The sequence below is a fragment of the Paucibacter sp. TC2R-5 genome, from assembly GCF_025717605.1.
In the GTDB taxonomy this organism is placed as follows: Bacteria; Pseudomonadota; Gammaproteobacteria; order Burkholderiales; family Burkholderiaceae_C; genus Paucibacter_A; species Paucibacter_A albus.
Genome location: NZ_JAJIRQ010000001.1, coordinates 232,770 through 248,737, shown reverse-complemented (window position 1 = coordinate 248,737; position 15,968 = coordinate 232,770). Strand labels below are relative to the sequence as shown.

13 protein-coding genes are annotated in these 15,968 nt (G+C 63.4%); 9 read left to right on the top strand and 4 right to left on the bottom strand.

Annotated features, from left to right (window positions below; genetic code table 11):
* Nucleotides 1–106: 106 nt before the first annotated feature.
* The 3 genes from LNV08_RS01065 to LNV08_RS01055 all read left to right on the top strand — a co-directional run bounded on the left by LNV08_RS01065 (nt 107) and on the right by LNV08_RS01055 (nt 2,991).
* Nucleotides 107–1,690, top strand: coding sequence for a sensor histidine kinase (locus LNV08_RS01065; protein ID WP_263531802.1), 1,584 nt, complete (start codon nt 107–109; stop codon nt 1,688–1,690).
* The gene (locus LNV08_RS01060) at nt 1,687–2,052 is read left to right on the top strand and encodes a response regulator (RefSeq protein WP_263531801.1); all 366 of its coding nucleotides are present in this window, start codon (nt 1,687–1,689) and stop codon (nt 2,050–2,052) included. The genes LNV08_RS01065 and LNV08_RS01060 overlap by 4 nt, the downstream gene beginning before the upstream one ends.
* A 66-nt stretch (nt 2,053–2,118) precedes the next feature.
* Nucleotides 2,119–2,991, top strand: coding sequence for a universal stress protein (locus LNV08_RS01055; RefSeq protein ID WP_263531800.1), 873 nt, complete (start codon nt 2,119–2,121; stop codon nt 2,989–2,991).
* Nucleotides 2,992–3,000: 9 nt separating this feature from the next.
* On the opposite strand, the gene LNV08_RS01050 is transcribed toward LNV08_RS01055, so the two are convergent.
* A complete protein-coding gene (locus LNV08_RS01050; RefSeq protein ID WP_263531799.1) occupies nt 3,001–4,182 on the bottom strand; it encodes an MFS transporter in 1,182 nt (393 codons plus the stop codon).
* Complete coding sequence (locus LNV08_RS01045) at nt 4,179–5,525, bottom strand: DNA recombination protein RmuC (protein ID WP_263531798.1); 1,347 nt, start codon at nt 5,523–5,525, stop codon at nt 4,179–4,181. Before LNV08_RS01045 ends, LNV08_RS01050 begins: the two co-directional genes overlap by 4 nt.
* Nucleotides 5,526–5,685: 160 nt before the next feature.
* Between LNV08_RS01045 and LNV08_RS01040 the strand changes: the two genes are divergently transcribed.
* From LNV08_RS01040 to LNV08_RS01015, 6 genes are all read left to right on the top strand, one after another.
* Nucleotides 5,686–6,459, top strand: a complete 774-nt coding sequence (locus LNV08_RS01040; RefSeq protein WP_263531797.1) for a hypothetical protein — start codon at nt 5,686–5,688, stop codon at nt 6,457–6,459.
* A gap of 88 nt (nt 6,460–6,547) precedes the next feature.
* The gene (locus LNV08_RS01035) at nt 6,548–8,062 is read left to right on the top strand and encodes an FAD-binding oxidoreductase (protein ID WP_263531796.1); all 1,515 of its coding nucleotides are present in this window, start codon (nt 6,548–6,550) and stop codon (nt 8,060–8,062) included.
* Nucleotides 8,063–8,117: 55 nt separating this feature from the next.
* Nucleotides 8,118–10,172 (top strand): UvrD-helicase domain-containing protein, encoded by a 2,055-nt coding sequence (locus LNV08_RS01030; RefSeq protein WP_263531795.1) that lies wholly within the window; start codon nt 8,118–8,120, stop codon nt 10,170–10,172.
* A gap of 120 nt (nt 10,173–10,292) precedes the next feature.
* Nucleotides 10,293–10,901 (top strand): PEP-CTERM sorting domain-containing protein, encoded by a 609-nt coding sequence (locus tag LNV08_RS01025; protein WP_263531794.1) that lies wholly within the window; start codon nt 10,293–10,295, stop codon nt 10,899–10,901.
* A 29-nt stretch (nt 10,902–10,930) separates the two neighbouring features.
* Complete coding sequence (locus LNV08_RS01020) at nt 10,931–12,880, top strand: bifunctional metallophosphatase/5'-nucleotidase (protein WP_263531793.1); 1,950 nt, start codon at nt 10,931–10,933, stop codon at nt 12,878–12,880.
* A gap of 1 nt (nt 12,881) precedes the next feature.
* Nucleotides 12,882–14,090 (top strand): tetratricopeptide repeat protein, encoded by a 1,209-nt coding sequence (locus LNV08_RS01015; RefSeq protein WP_263531792.1) that lies wholly within the window; start codon nt 12,882–12,884, stop codon nt 14,088–14,090.
* A 4-nt stretch (nt 14,091–14,094) separates the two neighbouring features.
* Here the strand turns inward: LNV08_RS01015 and yghU are convergent, their stop codons facing one another.
* Both yghU and LNV08_RS01005 read right to left on the bottom strand, forming a co-directional pair.
* Nucleotides 14,095–14,985 carry a glutathione-dependent disulfide-bond oxidoreductase gene (yghU, locus tag LNV08_RS01010; protein WP_263531791.1) on the bottom strand — a complete coding sequence of 297 codons (891 nt, stop codon included), beginning with the start codon at nt 14,983–14,985 and terminating at the stop codon, nt 14,095–14,097.
* Nucleotides 14,986–15,015: 30 nt separating this feature from the next.
* Complete coding sequence (locus tag LNV08_RS01005; RefSeq protein ID WP_263531790.1) at nt 15,016–15,942, bottom strand: LysR family transcriptional regulator; 927 nt, start codon at nt 15,940–15,942, stop codon at nt 15,016–15,018.
* Nucleotides 15,943–15,968: the final 26 nt, after the last annotated feature.

The window sequence follows — 15,968 nt, the reverse complement described above, 5'->3', positions numbered from 1 at the left end:
CTCAGAAGCCCAGCTCCCAGCCGCGATGCTAGAGTGAGCCCCCAAAAGCCAAGCAACTGCCAAGCAACTCAACATGCCCAGAGCTTCGGCGGGCAACGGAGGTGGAGTGAGTCTTGATCAGCCCATCAACATCGCCTCGCTGGCCTGGCTGCTGGCGGCTTTGACGCTTGTGCTGATTGGCGCCGCGCTGTGGATATTCCGCCTGCGCCGGCAACTCATCGCTGAGCAACGGGCCGTGCTGGCGCTTCAAGAGGCGCAGCAAATTGCCCAAGCGCTGTCCGACCATGTGCCCGGCATGTTGGGCTATTGGACCCGCGAGCTGCGCTGCAGCTTCGCCAACAAGGAGTACCTGACCTGGTTCAAACGCAGCCAGCAGCAAATGCTGGGGCTGAGCATGCAAGAGCTGCTTGGACCCGAACTATTCGGGAACAACGAACCCCATATCCGCGCTGTTTTAGCGGGTGAGAATCAACAATTCGAGCGGCAGCTGACCCGCGCTAACGGTGAAATTGGCTACACCTGGGCTCAGTACATCGCACACAAGGTCGACGGTGAAGTGCGGGGCTTTGTGGCCTTGGTGCTGGACGTCTCAGAACTGAAGAAGGCCGAAAAGGCGCTGAGAGAAAGCGAAGCATTCAATCTGGCCGTGTTGAATTCTGTGGCCGCCGAGATTGCGGTGCTGGATCGCGAGGGCATCATCATTGCGGTCAATCAGCCTTGGCGGCAGTTCGCCGAAGCGAATGGCGGCCCCAAAAATGGCAGCGTCGGGCACTGCTATCTGGACAGTTGCCGCGGCACGGGTGATCCTGCGCAAGCCGCGGATAGCAGCCCTTTGGAGGCCCATGCCGGCATCGCAGCCGTGCTCAACGGCAGCAAGCGCAGCTTCAATCTTGAGTATCCCTGCGACTCACCCACCGAACAACGCTGGTTCGCCATGCGCGTCACGCCGCTGAGTCGGGACGCTGGCGGCGCGGTGATCTCACACAGCTCGATTACCCAGCTCAAGCTGATTGAAGCGCAATTGCAGCGATCGCTGCAAGACAAAACCGCGCTGCTGCTGGAAGTTCACCACCGCGTCAAAAACAATCTGCAGGTGATCACCAGTCTTTTGCGGATGGAAGCCCGGCGCAGCGAGAGTGCGGCCACCAAAACCGTGCTCAAAGACATGCAGGCACGCATACGCTCGATGTCCTTGTTGCACGAAACCATTTATCGCAGCGGCACCTTTGCCGCCATCGATCTGGGCACCCATATCCGCCAAGTCGCCAGCCAGAGCTTGAAGAATTTGCAAGTCGAAGACGGCTTGCTGCAACTGCATGTGCAGGCCCAAAGCCTGCAAGTCGGGCTTGACCAGGCCACAGCCTGTGGTTTGCTGCTTACGGAGTTGGTCTCGAATTGCCTCAAACATGGGTTTGCCGATGGCCGCGCCGGTGAAATCCGCATTCAACTGGCGCCCAAGCCCGACAGCCCGCTGTGGAGCTTGCATGTCAGCGACAACGGCGCGGGTTTGCCGAGCGACTTTGAAGCCCGTCAGGGCAAATCCCTGGGTCTGCAACTGGTGGGCAGCCTGGCGACGCAAATGGGCGGCATATTGCTGATTGGGGCTGGGCCGGCGGCGGAATTTACGGTAGATTTCGCACCCGAGAAGCCGGCTGCACTTGAGATCAATTTAGCCAGGAGTAGTTTGTGAGCAAACTCAAGGTTCTGGTGGTGGAAGATGAACTGATCGTCGCCATGGACATCGCCGAGCAATTGCGCGACCTCGGGGCCGAGCCGGTGGGCCATGCCAAATCCGGCGAGCAAGCGATCGAACTGGCCGGGCAATTGCGCCCCGATTTGGTCATGATGGACGTCCACCTGGCCAGCAGCATGGACGGCATCAGCGCCGCCCAAGTCATACGCGACCTGTTCGACATTCCCTGCTTGTTTTTGAGCGCCTTCAGCGGCGCCGACAGCCTCGCCCGCGCCCAACTCACCGCGCCGGCCGGCTATTTGTCCAAACCCTTTGATGAGAGTGAATTGGGCTTGGCCTTGGCGGCCGTTTCCAAATAGCTCGGCCCGCCCTTGTCGGCTCGCGTTAGCATGAGCGCCTCCCCAGTTCAATGTTTGGAGGATGAGATGGCAGCGAGCAGCAAGATCAAGTCCATGGTGGTGCATGTCAATGACAAGCCGCGCTCGGCCCAGGTGGTGGCGCTGGCGCAGCGTTTTGCGCAGGCCTTGGGCGCGCACTTGGCGGCGGTGCATGCGGTCGCACCCAGCAATACCGGCGCTTATCTCTCGCCCGAAGCCGCCAGCTTGGCGCTGGACCTGCATGAGGGCGAAGATCAGCGCCGCGTGCAGCGTGCTGCCGAGTTGGTCAAAGCGGCCGGCGCCGACATCAGTTTTCGCAGCGAGATGGGCGACTCCGCCGAGGCGATGGTGCAGATTGCACGCAACTGCGATTTGCTGGTCATGAGCCAACAAGACCCGCAGGTGCCGGACGGCTCGGCCGATGGCCTGATTGGCCGCTTGCTGATCTCGGGCGGCTGCCCGATTTTGTTTGTCCCCTATGTCAATGACACGCCGCTGGCGCGCTGCGGCGAACGCGTGCTGGTGGCCTGGACTGACAAACGCGAAAGCGCCCGCGCCTTGCGCGACGCCCTGCCATTTTTGCAAGCCGCCAAACATATCGAGCTGGTGCGTTTTTCCGAAAGTGCCGAACTCGGCCCCGAGCCTCTGCTGCGCCCGCAAGCCTATCTACGCCTGCACGGTATCGAGTGCACGCTCAAAGTCCTGCACCAACGCGAGCCCTCGCTGGGCGAGCGCCTGATGTCCTCCTTTATGCCCGACGCCTCGGTGGCCGAGGCCTTGCTATCCCACGCGGCCGACAGTGACAGCGACCTGATCGTGATGGGCGGCTACGGCCAGACCCGGCTGTGGGAGCTGGTACTGGGCGGCGTCACGCGCTCGATGCTGCATTCGATGACGGTGCCGGTGCTGATGTCGCACTGAACAGCTCGTTCAAGACTCACCGTTTTGATGGCGCGTTAGCCTTGCCGCAGGCCATTGCGCCAACAGCAACAAGCCCGCCATCAACCACAGGGGTGCGGCGCTGACGCTGGCGGCCGCCAGCAGGCCAAAGCCGACCGGCATCGCCACCGTCGCGCCATTGGTGGCCACCATGCGCAGACCCAGGGCCTGACCGTGACGGTCGGCCGGCGTGACTTGGTGCAGCATGGCCATCACCATCGGTTGCACCGAGCCCAAGGCCAGACCCAGCAAGGCGGAACCCAACATCAGCCCCGGCGTGCCGGGCAACCAAGCGTAGACGGCCAAGGTGGCGGCGGCCATCAGCATCGCCGCACGCAAGGCCTTCACTTCATCCAACTGTTTGGACCAGCGGATGATGGCCAGGCGCACGGCCATCGCGGCGACCGCAAACGAGGCCAGCACGAAACCAATGCTGGATGCACTCAGCCCCTTGGCATGACCGATCACCGGCACCACAAAGCTGTGCGCATCCCAGGCCGCAGCCAGCACCACGTTCATCAGCAATAAATAGCGCAGCGCCGGTTGTCGCAGCAGATCCCAGGCCGGCTTGGCACGACTGGCCGCACTCTGGGCTTTCGGCGTGTGGCGGGGCAGCTTGGTGATGAACACCCAGGCCAGCACCGGCAAGAGCACAGCCAAGCCAAAAGCGGCCCGGAAGCTCACATAGTCGATCAACACGCCGGCCGCCACCGGGGCCAAGGCATTCGACATCGCCGGCCCCAAGGCCATCCAGCCGAACACGCGCTTGAGCTCGGAGGGTTCGTCGGCCATCTGGCCCGCCTCACGCTGCATCGCCACCGCCGCCACGCTGAGCGCGCCGCCGGCGAGGAAGCAGCTCAGCCCTATCGTCCACAGGCCCTGCCCCGCCAGAGCCACCAGGGCGCCAAACAGCGCCATCAGCACCGCGATGCCGACGGGACGGTGCAGGCCATACCGATCGGCTTGCCGGCCCGCCCACATCGCCAACAACATCGGCGCCACCGCGAACAGGCTCAGCAAAACCCCGACCGCCCACTCACCATGGCCTTGATGCAAGACCCATAGGCTGGCGGCGACGCGCGTCACCGCCATGCAGGCATGCAAGGAAATGAGACCCGCAATCAGCCAGGGGAAAGCGCGGCGCAAATTGGCGGCCGGGCTGGGCTGAGTCAAGACCTGGCCTCGTCAGCTTCGTCATCATCAAGGGGACTGCCCGCCAATTTAAGCAGGGCCATTGCCGCCTCATCCGGCAGCGCCTCCACATCCTTGAGCTTCCTCGTCATCACCCGCGTGCGGGTCTCGGCCAGGTCGATGCTGTTGCTGGCCTCGTCAAGCTTCTTCTTGGTCTTGGCCAAGACCTCGCCGAACTTGCCGAACTCGGTCTTGACCGCGCCCAGCACCTCCCAGACCTCGGCCGAGCGCTGCTCCAGCGCCAGCGTGCGAAAGCCCATCTGCAAGCTGGTCAAGGTGGCCAATAAAGTAGTCGGGCCTACCAGCATCACTTTGAATTCACGCTGCAGCGCCTCCAACAAACCGGGCCGGCGCAGCGCCTCCGCGTAAAGCCCTTCGGTCGGCACAAACAGAAGCCCAAAGTCGGTGGTGTGCGGCGGCGCGACGTATTTGTCCCGGATGCTTCTGGCCTCTGCGCGCAGCCGCGTCTCTATCGCCTTGCTCGATTGCTCAACTCCCACGGCATCGGCGCGCTCCTGCGCGTCGAGCAAACGCTCGTAGTCTTCGCGCGGAAACTTGGCGTCGATCGGCAACCACAGGGCGACGCCATCGCTGCGCTGACCCGGCAAGCGAATAGCGAACTCGACCCGCTCGCTGCTGCCGGGGATGGTCGCCACATTGGCCGCGTACTGCTCGGGCGTGAAGACCTGCTCCAGCAAGCCCTGCAACTGCACCTCGCCAAAAATGCCGCGCGTCTTGACGTTGTTGAGCACCCGGCTCAGGCTGCCCACATCACGGGCCAGGCCCTGCATCTCGCCCAGGCCTTTATGCACCTGCTCCAGGCGCTCGGCCACTTGCTTGAAGCTCTCGCCCAGGCGCTGCTCCAGCGTCGCATGCAGTTTTTCGTCGACGGTGGCGCGCATCTGCTCGAGCTTTTTCTCGTTGTCTTGCTGGATCAGGCTCAGGCGCTGCTCGACGGTCTGGGCCAGTGCCCGCAAGCTCTCGGCCAGGGTTTGCGTTTGGCGCTGCGCGGCCAGGTCCTGCGCCTCGCGGGCGGCCAAGGCCTGCGCGGTCTGCGCTTGGCTGCTGCCGGCCAGACCGCTGCTGAGGGCTTGCTGAAAGCGCGCTAGGCTTTGCTGCAACTCTTGGCGAGTGGCACCAGCACTGCGCGTCAACTCGTCACGCAGTTCGCGTTCCAAGCGCTCGTTGGCTTGTTGCAGGATTGGCAGCAATTCGGCGTCTGCTTTGCCCTCACTCGCCGTCCGGCGCATGTGCAGCCAGAGCAAAAACATGCCCAGCACCAGCAGGCTCAGGGCCGCCAAGCTCATCGCTTCGAAAACACTCATGCCCTGATTGTCTCAGCTGTTCCAGGCCCGAACAGCATGAAGCGTGCGTGCAGCAGACCCGAGGGCATTCCCTGCCCGAGGTGGCGAGGGTCTTGAGAAACAATCCTCCCTAACGTCGACTCAAGACGTCAAACCAAAAAATGCAACACAGGGGGATTGGATGAAACGCAGGAATCTCTTGCTGACACTGGCTGCGGCGACCGTCCTGAGCGAGGGCTTGCTGGGCCATGCAGCACAGGCGGCTTCGCCGGAGGCCAAGTTTGCTGTGCTGTCTTTGATCGGTGACTCCATCAATGTCGTGACATTTCAAACCACGGTCGGCAGCAAGTTAGACCGCAATATCAAGCAATCGGCCGCAATTCCGGACGCGCCATTCGACATCACCGCGCTGCGCACCATACAGGCCAGCGTCAAGGAACTCAAAGGGCCAGGCGAAGTCTTGCTCTACCGCTCACCGTCGATTGATTTGTTCGGCGACCCTTGGGCCTTGTTCGACGGAACCAAGCTGCTGCTGCCGCCGAACTTGGTGGAGGCGATGAAGAAGGACGGCGCCAGCCATTTATTGCTGCTGACGCGTAACCGACAGGACGCCAAGCTCGCGACCACCCAGGGTGCCGTGGGCAGCGGCCGACTGGAGGGCATTGGCTTCTACATCGACCGCCAAAAGCGCATGTACAACACCGACACCCTGGAAAGCGGCCAGGGCTTCCTGGCGCCGTACACCTATTTGCAACTGAGCCTGGTTGACTTGTCCAATGCGCAAGTTTTGCAGCAGCAAACGATCAGCAGTTCGCAGACTATCGGGTCGGCCCGCAGCAAAGATGGCTTTGATCCCTGGCAAGCCCTGAGCCCGGAGGACAAGGTCGACACTTTGGAGCGGATGATAGAGAAAGAGTTACGCCAAGCGGTGCCGGCCCTGATCGGGCCAAAGTAAATCGATCCGACTGAATCAGCGGGCAAGGGGCAGACAAGTGGCAGAAATGGATCGACGACGTTTTCTTCAGTACGGCTCGGCTACCCCCATGGCTGCCATGCTGGCGGCTTGTGGCGGCGGATCGGGGGATGCTTCTGGCCCAGCACCGCCGCCCGCTCCAGGCCCAGCACCGGCTACTGCTCCGCCCTCCCCCAGCGGCGGCCCGTCCGCCAGCGAATGGGACGCTCTCGCCGCGCAACTCAAAGGCCCGCTGATCCGCCCAGGCCACTCCGACTATGAGCGCCTGCGCCGCCCCGCCAATGCGCGCTACGACGCCTTGCTGCCGCAAGCCTTGATACGCTGCGCCGGCTCGGCCGATATCCAGGCCGGCCTGGCCTTCGCGCGCCGCCTCAGCATCGCCGTCGTGCCGCGCGGCGGCGGCCACAGCTATATCGGTAACTCGACCGGCAGCGGCCTCATCATCGACGTCGGCCCGATGGACAGTGTGCGTCTCGATGGCGATCTAGCCATCGTCGGCGCCGGCGCCAAGCTGGCCGATGTGTACGAGAGTTTGATCGCACAGGGCCGCTGCATTCCTTCCGGCAGCTGCGTGTCGGTTGGTATTGCCGGCATCACCCAGGGCGGCGGCTTCGGGGTGATAGACCGGGCTTACGGCCTGACTTGCGACGCGCTGCGTAGCGCCCGCCTGACCACGGCGGACGGCGCCGAGCTGCTCTGCAGCGACAGTCAAAACGCCGACCTGTTCTGGGCCTTGCGTGGCGGCGGCGGCGGCAATTTCGGCATCGTCAGCGAGTTCACGTTTCAGACCCATGCCGTGACGCCCTTGCAGCAGTTTGCGGCCGACTTCGCCTTGGTCGATTTGCCGGCCGTGCTGGCGGCTTGGAGCGAATGGCCCAAGACCATGCCGGATCAAATCTGGTCGCAACTCGTCGTCTCGCCCGCAGGCTGCCATCTTTGGGGCTTCAGCATCGGCGACGAGACGGCCTTGCGTCCGCATTGGCAGAGCTTGCTTGCCAAGATCGGCCGCCCAGCCTTGAGCAGCTCGCAAACGTCGCGCAACTACCGCGAGGTGATGCTGGGTGCTTGCACCAGTTTGAGCCCGGCGCAATGCCATCTGCCGAGTCAAAATTCAGCCGGGCTGTTGGGTCGCGTCGCGATGGCGGCCAGCTCGGATTTTTTTGACAGCCTGGCCGATCCGCAAGGCATGGCCGCCGCCTTGAGCGCGGCCGTGCTGGCGCGTCGCAGCGCCGGCCGCCCCGGCACTGTCATCATGAATCTGATGGGCGGCGCCATCGGCCGCGTGGCCTCTGATGCGACTGCTTTTGTGCACCGCCAAGCCTTGTTCAGCGCCCAGTACTACGCCGAATACAGCCCCGCAACATCCGGCAGCGAGCTCAGCGACGGTGAGCAATGGGCGCACGGCATGCGCCAAACCTTGCGGCCCTGGAGCAGCGGGCGCGCCTACCAGAACTATCTGGATGCGCTGATCACAAACCCCGAAGAGGCCTATTACGGCAGCAATCTAGCCCGGCTTAAACAGATCAAGGCCCGGGTCGACCCGACGGGCTTGTTCAAACAGCCACAAGGCGTCACCGGGACCTGAAAAAAGATCCTCAAGCAAAATGCCTGACTCTGCATGCTCCTGACCAGGCTCACTCATGTCCTTACCCGGCGCTCTGCGCTTTCGCACGCAAGCCATCACCATCACTGCCGAGCAAGAAGACATACAGGCCTCGGGTGAGCATTCGATCTTGATTGAGGCGGCGGCCGGCACCGCCAAGACCACCTCGCTGGCCCTGCGCATCTGCGAAGTCTTGGCGCGCGGCGCCGCGCCGCGCCGCATGCTGGCGCTGACCTTCACGCCCACCGCCTGCCTGGCTCTGCGCCGCGCCCTGCAGTTGGTGGCCGGCGACAGCCTGATGCACAAGCAGGTGCGCGTCGAGACCTTTGATGCCTATGCGGCCAGCGTGCTCCAGCAGGTCGAACGCGTGCAGGGCGATAGGGCTGTGCCGCCGGTGCGCCAGCTGCACAGTGCAGAGCAGGCTCGGGCCTATGTCTGGAGCGCCATCGAGGCGGTGGCCAACAACCCGCTGGAGCGCCATACCGAAGACCTCGTGCTGCCGTCCTACGGCGCCGAGTCCTATGTGGGCGACTTTTTACGCCGCATCCAAAGCATCAAGGGGCGCTTGGCTCTGGAGCTGAACCCGTCCGAACAGGGTCTGGACAGCCCCGACTACGCGGCCGATGAGCTGGGCCTGGACTACAGCCTGCTGCGGGTGCTGCGCGCCTATGAACATCTGCGCCTGGACTCGGGCTATGAGCAGGCCAATTTCCGCATGCCACTGGACGCCACCTATGACCTCGCCCGGCTCTTACGCTCGGACAGCATCGACAGCCCCGAGGAGCTTCCGCTGGGCCAGTTCGACGGCATCTTTGTCGACGAGATGCATGACTGCAATGAGGCGATGTTCACCTTGTTGCGCGCGCTGTTGCACAGACCCGAGGTGTATTTTTGCGGCGTTGGCGACCGCGATCAGGTGATCCACCAACATTTCGGTGCCGATGCCAGGTTCATGAGCCGCGCGCTCGACGCGGAGCTCGGCCGGCGCCTGCAGCGCCTGCCACTGTCCCTGAGTTTTCGCTACGGCGACAAACTGGCGGGCTGGATGGCCAAGCTCGCCGCCAAACCGATTGCTGCTCAACAGCTGCGCCAGACCGAACTGCGCATGCTCAGCTGCGACGGCCCGGCGCAGCCGACAACCGCTGCGGCCGTCGTCAGCGCCTTGCAGACTTGGCGCAGCGAGCAACGCAAGGACGATGTCTATAGCGACTGCGCGGTGCTGCTGCGCCATGAATCGCAATCGGTGCTGCTGGAGAACGCCTTGCACGCCCAAGGCATCGCCTATCAATGCATGGGTTTTGTCAGTTATCTGCGCAGACCCGAGGTCCTGTTCGTGCGCAGCGTCTATGCGATTGCCAGCGGCCGGCTCGACACGCTGGGCGGGGCCGAGACACGGCGCTTGATCCCGGACGCCTTGTTCGAGATGACGCAAACGCCGCCGCTGAAGGCGGATGATCCCGACTATCAATCCGCCGATGCCTTTATGCGCGAAGCCAGAGCCGCCGCGGCCGACAGCGAGCAAGTGCTCGCCAAGATCTTCAACCAGCACATCCTCGACTGGGCGCCCAAACCGGTTAAACAGCGGCTGCAAAAGGCCTTGGCTGTGGTGCAGCAGGGTGCGGACTTCGCTGCATTCCTGGCCGCGCTGGAGATGGCCAAGTTTGGCCGCGACGTCTTCGTCGAGAAGGAGCGCCGGGACGAACTGGGCCGCCATATGAAGGGTCTGCTGGCCGCCTCCGCCGAACATCGCAGCGCGCTCGACTTCTTCCAATCACTGCAAGCGCTGGACGAGGCGCAGGCGCAGCGAGTGGCCGCGCGCGCCGAGGGCAAGGTGTTCTCGCACAAACACAAGAGCCGCCCCACCATCACGCTGGCCAGCGCAGCCCATGTCAAAGGTCTGGAGTTTGAGCATGTCTTGCTGCCCTTTTTGACCCAGGGCGTATTCCCCGATGCCCAGGCCGAGCCGGTCGGTGAAAGGAACCTCTTTTACGTCGCCGCGACGCGGGCCAAAGGCCAATTGACCTTGCTGGTCAATGCCGAGCGGCCAAGTGCGTTCGTGCCGACTGCCTTGCTCAATAAAACGAAGCCATGATCCGTTTGACCTGCTTGGGCCCAAGCAGGTTCACACCCTAGTCACCCCGCACAGGCAGGATCGCGCCGTTCCGTCAGCATTGTTTTTTGACGGTGGCCCTCATCCATCCTGGACTAGATCATGACAAGCAAATTCTTCTCCCGCGCCGTTGCGGTCGGCGCTTTGAGCGCACTCACGCTGGCTGCCGGCCTGAGCTCCGCCCACGCAGCCACCTTGGCAGCCGACGGCAGCTGGGCCGAATTCCTGGTCAATGCCGACCTGACTCCGGTCAACAGCCCGAACAGCCTCGACTGGCTGCTTGGATTTGACGATGCCAGCACGGCTCACTTCACGTTCACGATCGATGCCGGCTTTGTCGGCAGTTTGACCGTGCTGGACAGCGGCATTTCCGGCGATCGCTTCATTGTCACGAACAAGGGCGCCGCACTCGGCGAAACCAGCGTCGGCGTTGACGGCGACCCCTTGCTGGAAGGCAGCTCCGTCGCTGACTTCAACATCGCCTTGGCCAACCCGAGCTTCAGCCGCGGCGTCTACACGCTGCAAGCCGGCAGCTACGACATCAGCGGCTATCTATCCAGGTCGGTCCAGCTCGCCGGCAGCCCGATGAATGTGACCACCGGCGGCCTGCAGCTGACCGTTTCAGCCGTGCCCGAGCCGACGACCCTGGCCAGCCTGCTGGCCGGCCTGTCGTTGCTGTCGCTGGCCCTGCGCCGCAAAGCCAGCAAGTAAGCAACCCTGCATTCAAAAGACCCATCACCATGTTTAAAACACGTCCTCTGCTGCTGGCCTTGATGGCCGCTTTTGGCCTGAACGCGGCGCAAGCCGTCACCGCGGGCCCTAGCCCCATCAGTGTCAAGATCATCGGCTTCAATGATTACCACGGCACGCTGGAAACTCCCGGCACCTTTGGCAAGAACACCACCATCCCTAGCGCCCAGCGCCCCGCCGTCGGCGGCGCCGAGTATCTGGCTGCCTATGTGGCCAAAATGAAGGCCAGCAACCCCAACACCGTCGTTGTCGGAGCGGGCGACTTCATCGGCGCCTCGCCCTTGATCTCGGCGCTGTTCTTTGACGAGCCTGCGGTGGAGACGCTGAACAAAATCGGCGTTGATTTCTCGTCGGTGGGCAACCACGAATTCGACAAGGGCAAGGACGAGCTGCGCCGACTGCAAAACGGCGGCTGCAAACTGGACGCCGGCGGCGTCCAGGAAGCCAATAGCTGCAAGGGCTTCGGCTCCTCGGCACCGGGCACTTTTGACGGCGCCAAGTTCAAATGGCTGTCGGCCAATGTGGTCGAAACCGCCACCGGCCGCACGCTGCTGCCGGCCTATGGCGTGAAAAGCTTTGGCGGCGTCAAAGTTGCCTTCATCGGCATGACGCTCAAGGGCACACCGGGCATCGTCACCCCCACCGGCGTGGCCGGCCTGGCCTTCAAGGACGAGGCCGACTCGGTCAATGCCTTGATCCCCAAGCTGCGCGCCCAGGGCATCGAATCCGTTGTGGTGTTGATTCACCAAGGTGGCTTCCAGAACGCGGCGGCCGGCAGCGGCCTGACCAACGCCAGCGACATCAACGGTTGCCTGAACGATCTCAAGAACCCGGACGGCAGCGCCAGCGATATCGCCAAGGTAGTCGCTCGCTTTGACAATGCGGTCGATCTGGTCATCAGCGGCCACACCCACGCCGCCTACAACTGCTCGAAGAACACCGTCGACGTGACCGGCAGCAACGCCGCCAACGCGGTCAGCACGCCGCGCCCCACCGGCCTGCCTAACAAGACCGGCCGACTGATCCCGGTCACCAGTTCCAGCGCCTTCGGCCGCGCCTTGACCGAAGTCGATCTGAGCATCGACCCCGTCAGCCGCGACGTGACGGCCGTCAGCGCCACCAACCGTTTGGTGGACCGCAGCGACGCCGCCATCAACACCGCCATCGCCAACAACCCGGAAGTCAAGAACGTGGTACAGGCCTACAAGAACGCGGTCGCACCGATCGCCGGTCAAGTGGTGGGCACCATCACCACCGGCCTGAGCAATGGCGCCAACAGCGCCGGCGAAATGGAAGCCGGTGATCTGATCGCCGACGCGCAGTTGCAAGCGACCCAGCCGGCCGCATTGGGCGGCGCGGTGATGGCCTTCATGAATGCCGGCGGCGTGCGCAGCCCAGGCTTCGTCAAGCCCGCCGCTGCCAGCTACCCTTATGCGCTGACTTACGCCGACGCGTTCACCGTCCAGCCGTTCGGCAATAGCCTGGTGACGATGACGCTGACAGCGCAGCAACTCAAGGACGTGCTGGAGCAGCAATTCAAAGGTTGCAAGGGCCAGACCGCAGACCGCGTGATGCAAGCCAGCAATGGCCTGAAGTACAACTGGAGCGCCGCAGCACCGGCTTGCGCCAAGATCCAGAACGTGACGCTGACGCCGACCGATGTGACCGTCTACCCGCCCGTTGTGACGGGTGCTGCTGACAACATCGTCATCAATGGCGTGGTGCAAAACCCGGCCAAGACCTACCGCGTGACAGTCAACAACTTCACCGCCACCGGCGGCGACGGCTTCACGGTCCTGCTGGGCGGCAGCAATGTCCAGGGCGGCGCACAAGACATCGATGCCTTGATCGCCTATCTGTCCGGCTACAAGAATGCCGCAAACGCCTACAACCCCAGCAGCGCGGTGCTGAACAAGCCACGCATCACACAGACGCCTTGAGATGAAAAAATACCGCCCACCGCTTGATGGCAAGCGGGCGGTGTCGAGCTGGAAACCAAAGGTGGCCGGGCTGTTTTTTAGCCTGGCCACCTTTGTTTGCGGCGGCACCCAAGCCCATCAACATCCGCATCAACATTCGCAGGGTCAGCAGGGGCATGCCCAATCGCCAAGCGAGCCCGAGCGGCAGGCGCTGCTGCAGGCCGCCCGCACGGCACTGGCCGCAGGCGACAGCGACACCGCACAGCGGCGACTCGACGCAGCCGCCATGATCAGCCATGCGGCCGACACCGAGTTGCTGCTCTTGCAGGCGCAGATGCAGGCCGGCGAATATCGCTCGGCGCTGATGTTTGCCTCGCACACCGCCGGCGCGCATATCCATGAGCCCGAGGCTTTGGCGCTCTATGCCTGGATGCTGGCCTTGGGCGAGCAGCGGGCCGAGGCCATGCGCATGTTGGAAGCCGGCTTGAAGCGCCTGCCGAACGAGCCGGCACTGCTGGCGACGCAGCAACAACTGCCGCGCGCCGAGCCCATGGCTCAGGCCGAGTCCGACCCCGTTGCCGCCAGCATTCGTCCCGGCCCCTTGGCTGTCGGTGCGCCCGTTCCCTCCCATGCGCTAGCGCTGGGCAGCGGGCTCTTGCTTGACGGCGGGCGCCTAGCCCTGGTGCCGTTGGCACCCAGCCAGGCCGCGACACAGCTCTGGCTGCGCAATGGCTTGGGACACACCAGCACGGCCCATTTGCTGCAAAGTTTTGACAGTTTGGGCCTGGCTCTGCTGAGCTTGGACACACCGCTGCCCATCGCTCAGTCGAAGTTGGCACGCGCGCCGCGCGATGCCTTCGCCGGCAGCCCGGCCACCGCATTTGCCTATCTGGCCACACCCTCGGCGCAAGCCGCTTGGCCGGCCATGCACCGGGGCTTTTTAGGCCGCATCAGCGCGGCCAACAACCAGCAAGCCTTGGGTGTGGAACTCCCGCTCGCCCCACGCGGCGGGCCGGTGTTCGATCAAGCAGGACGCTGGATAGGTCTGGTACTGCCGAACCAGGACGGCGAGCCCAAGCTGCTGCCGCTGAGCGTCTTGCAAGCTCAGCTGGGTGCTTCGTTTACGGACGTCCCAGTGCTGCAACAAGGCCTGCCGATTGCACTTGATCAGCAGTACGAGCAGGCGCTGCCTTTGACGGTGCAGTTGTTGATCGAAGGCAAGCGGCTCTGAGCCTTCAGCTCGGCTTGCCGATCCTGTCCTGCGTCTGGCCCTCAAAATCGCTCGCCGCATGGCGCTCCCACAGCTGGCTGGACGCCTCACCCCAGGTGCGATTGACCATGCGGCCGCGCTGCACCGCTGGGCGCTGGGCGATTTGCTTGGTCCAGCGCTGCACGTTCGCATAACTCTCGACCTGCAGGAACTCGCCGGCGTTGTAGAGCAAGCCTTCGGCCAAGGCGCCGTACCAGGGCCAGACCGCGATATCGGCAATCGTGTAGTCGCTGCCGGCCAGATAGGGACTTTCGGCCAAACGCCGGTCCAGCACGTCAAGCTGGCGCTTGACCTCCATCGCAAAGCGGTCGATCGGGTATTCCATCTTGCTCGGCGCATAGGCATAGAAATGCCCGAAGCCGCCGCCCAGGTAGGGCGCGCTGCCCATCTGCCAGAACAGCCAAGACAGGCATTCAGCCCGGCCGGCCGCGTCCTTGGGTAGCAAGGCGCCAAACTTTTCAGCCAGGTGCAAGAGAATCGCGCCGGATTCAAAAACACGAATCGGCTGCTCCCAACTGCAGTCCAGCAGCGCTGGAATCTTGGAGTTAGGGTTGACGCCGACAAAGCCGCTGCCAAACTGATCCCCGTCATTGATGCGGATCAGCCAGGCGTCGTACTCGGCGCCGCTATGTCCCAGCGCCAGCAACTCCTCCAGCATCACCGTGACCTTGACGCCATTGGGCGTGGCCAGCGAATAAAGCTGCAGCGGGTGGCGGCCTACCGGCAGTTCTTTCTCATGCGTGGGGCCGGCAATGGGGCGATTGATGCTGGCGAACTGGCCGCCATTTTCCTTGTTCCAGGTCCACACCTTGGGCGGCGTGTAAGTCGAAGAATCGGGTTTGGATGAATCGTTCATGCGATGAATTGGCTGCTTAGGGTTGGCGGTTCAATGACTATCCCACAAGGGCTCGGGCGCGAACTGCTCGGCCAGAAAATCCAACATCACGCGTAGGGCCGTGGACATATTCTTGCGCGAGGCGTAGACCGCATAAATGCTCAGCTCGGTCGGCTTCAAATCGGGCAGAAGCGCGAGCAAGCGTCCTGCGCGCAAATGCTCTCCTGCCAGATAGGTCGGCAAAATCGCCACGCCCACGCCGGCCAAGGCGGCTTGCAGCAGCGCGCCGGCATCATTGGCGCTGACATTGCCTTTGACATTCACGCTGACATTGACGCTGCTGGCAAGCGCGTCGGGAGCGCCCTCGCGCTCGAAGGTCCAGAGGCTTTTGCCATAGTAGAAATGGCTCAGGCAGTTGTGCTGGCTCAGCTCTTCCAGGCCTTGCGGCCGGCCGCGTTTTTCCAAATAGGACGGCGCCGCGCAAACGACTGAGCGGCAGACCGACAAGCGGCGCGCGATCAAATTCGGATCCAGCTCATTGCTGATGCGCACACCCAGGTCGATGCGCTCCTCGACCAGATTGACCGCGCGGTCCAGCAAGACCAGATCGACGGACACGGCCGGGTACAGCGCCACAAACTCCGCCACTACTCTGGCCAGTTGCGCCTGACCAAAAGAGCTGCTGGCCGTCAGCCGCAGCAGACCTTGCGGCGCCCTGTCGGGCAAGGTCACAGCGGCCTGCATATCGGCGCTCAAGTCCAGCAGCTGACGGCAACGCGGCAGCAGCTCATGGCCGGCCGCCGTCAGGCTGAGTTTGCGGGTGGTGCGGTGCATCAAGCGTGCACCGGCCCAGGCCTCCAACTCAGCCAGGTAGCGCGACACGACCGGGCGCGACAGATCCAGTTGCTCCGCCGCAGCGGACTGGCTGCCGCTGTCGACCACGGCCACAAAGACCTGCATTGCCGTCAACTTGTCCATGCTGGGCCGTCCATGTTCAGGTTCGC

Excerpts from the sequence above, each read along its gene's own strand:
- LNV08_RS01040 (WP_263531797.1), top strand. The coding sequence starts at position 5,686 with ATGAAACGCAGGAATCTCTTGCTGACACTGGCTGCGGCGACCGTCCTG.
- LNV08_RS01035 (WP_263531796.1), top strand. The coding sequence starts at position 6,548 with ATGGCTGCCATGCTGGCGGCTTGTGGCGGCGGATCGGGGGATGCTTCT.
- LNV08_RS01055 (WP_263531800.1), top strand. The coding sequence starts at position 2,119 with ATGGCAGCGAGCAGCAAGATCAAGTCCATGGTGGTGCATGTCAATGAC.
- LNV08_RS01025 (WP_263531794.1), top strand. The coding sequence starts at position 10,293 with ATGACAAGCAAATTCTTCTCCCGCGCCGTTGCGGTCGGCGCTTTGAGC.
- LNV08_RS01015 (WP_263531792.1), top strand. The coding sequence starts at position 12,882 with ATGAAAAAATACCGCCCACCGCTTGATGGCAAGCGGGCGGTGTCGAGC.
- yghU (WP_263531791.1), bottom strand. The coding sequence starts at position 14,985 with ATGAACGATTCATCCAAACCCGATTCTTCGACTTACACGCCGCCCAAG.
- LNV08_RS01005 (WP_263531790.1), bottom strand. The coding sequence starts at position 15,942 with ATGGACAAGTTGACGGCAATGCAGGTCTTTGTGGCCGTGGTCGACAGC.
- LNV08_RS01045 (WP_263531798.1), bottom strand. The coding sequence starts at position 5,525 with ATGAGTGTTTTCGAAGCGATGAGCTTGGCGGCCCTGAGCCTGCTGGTG.
- LNV08_RS01020 (WP_263531793.1), top strand. The coding sequence starts at position 10,931 with ATGTTTAAAACACGTCCTCTGCTGCTGGCCTTGATGGCCGCTTTTGGC.
- LNV08_RS01030 (WP_263531795.1), top strand. The coding sequence starts at position 8,118 with ATGTCCTTACCCGGCGCTCTGCGCTTTCGCACGCAAGCCATCACCATC.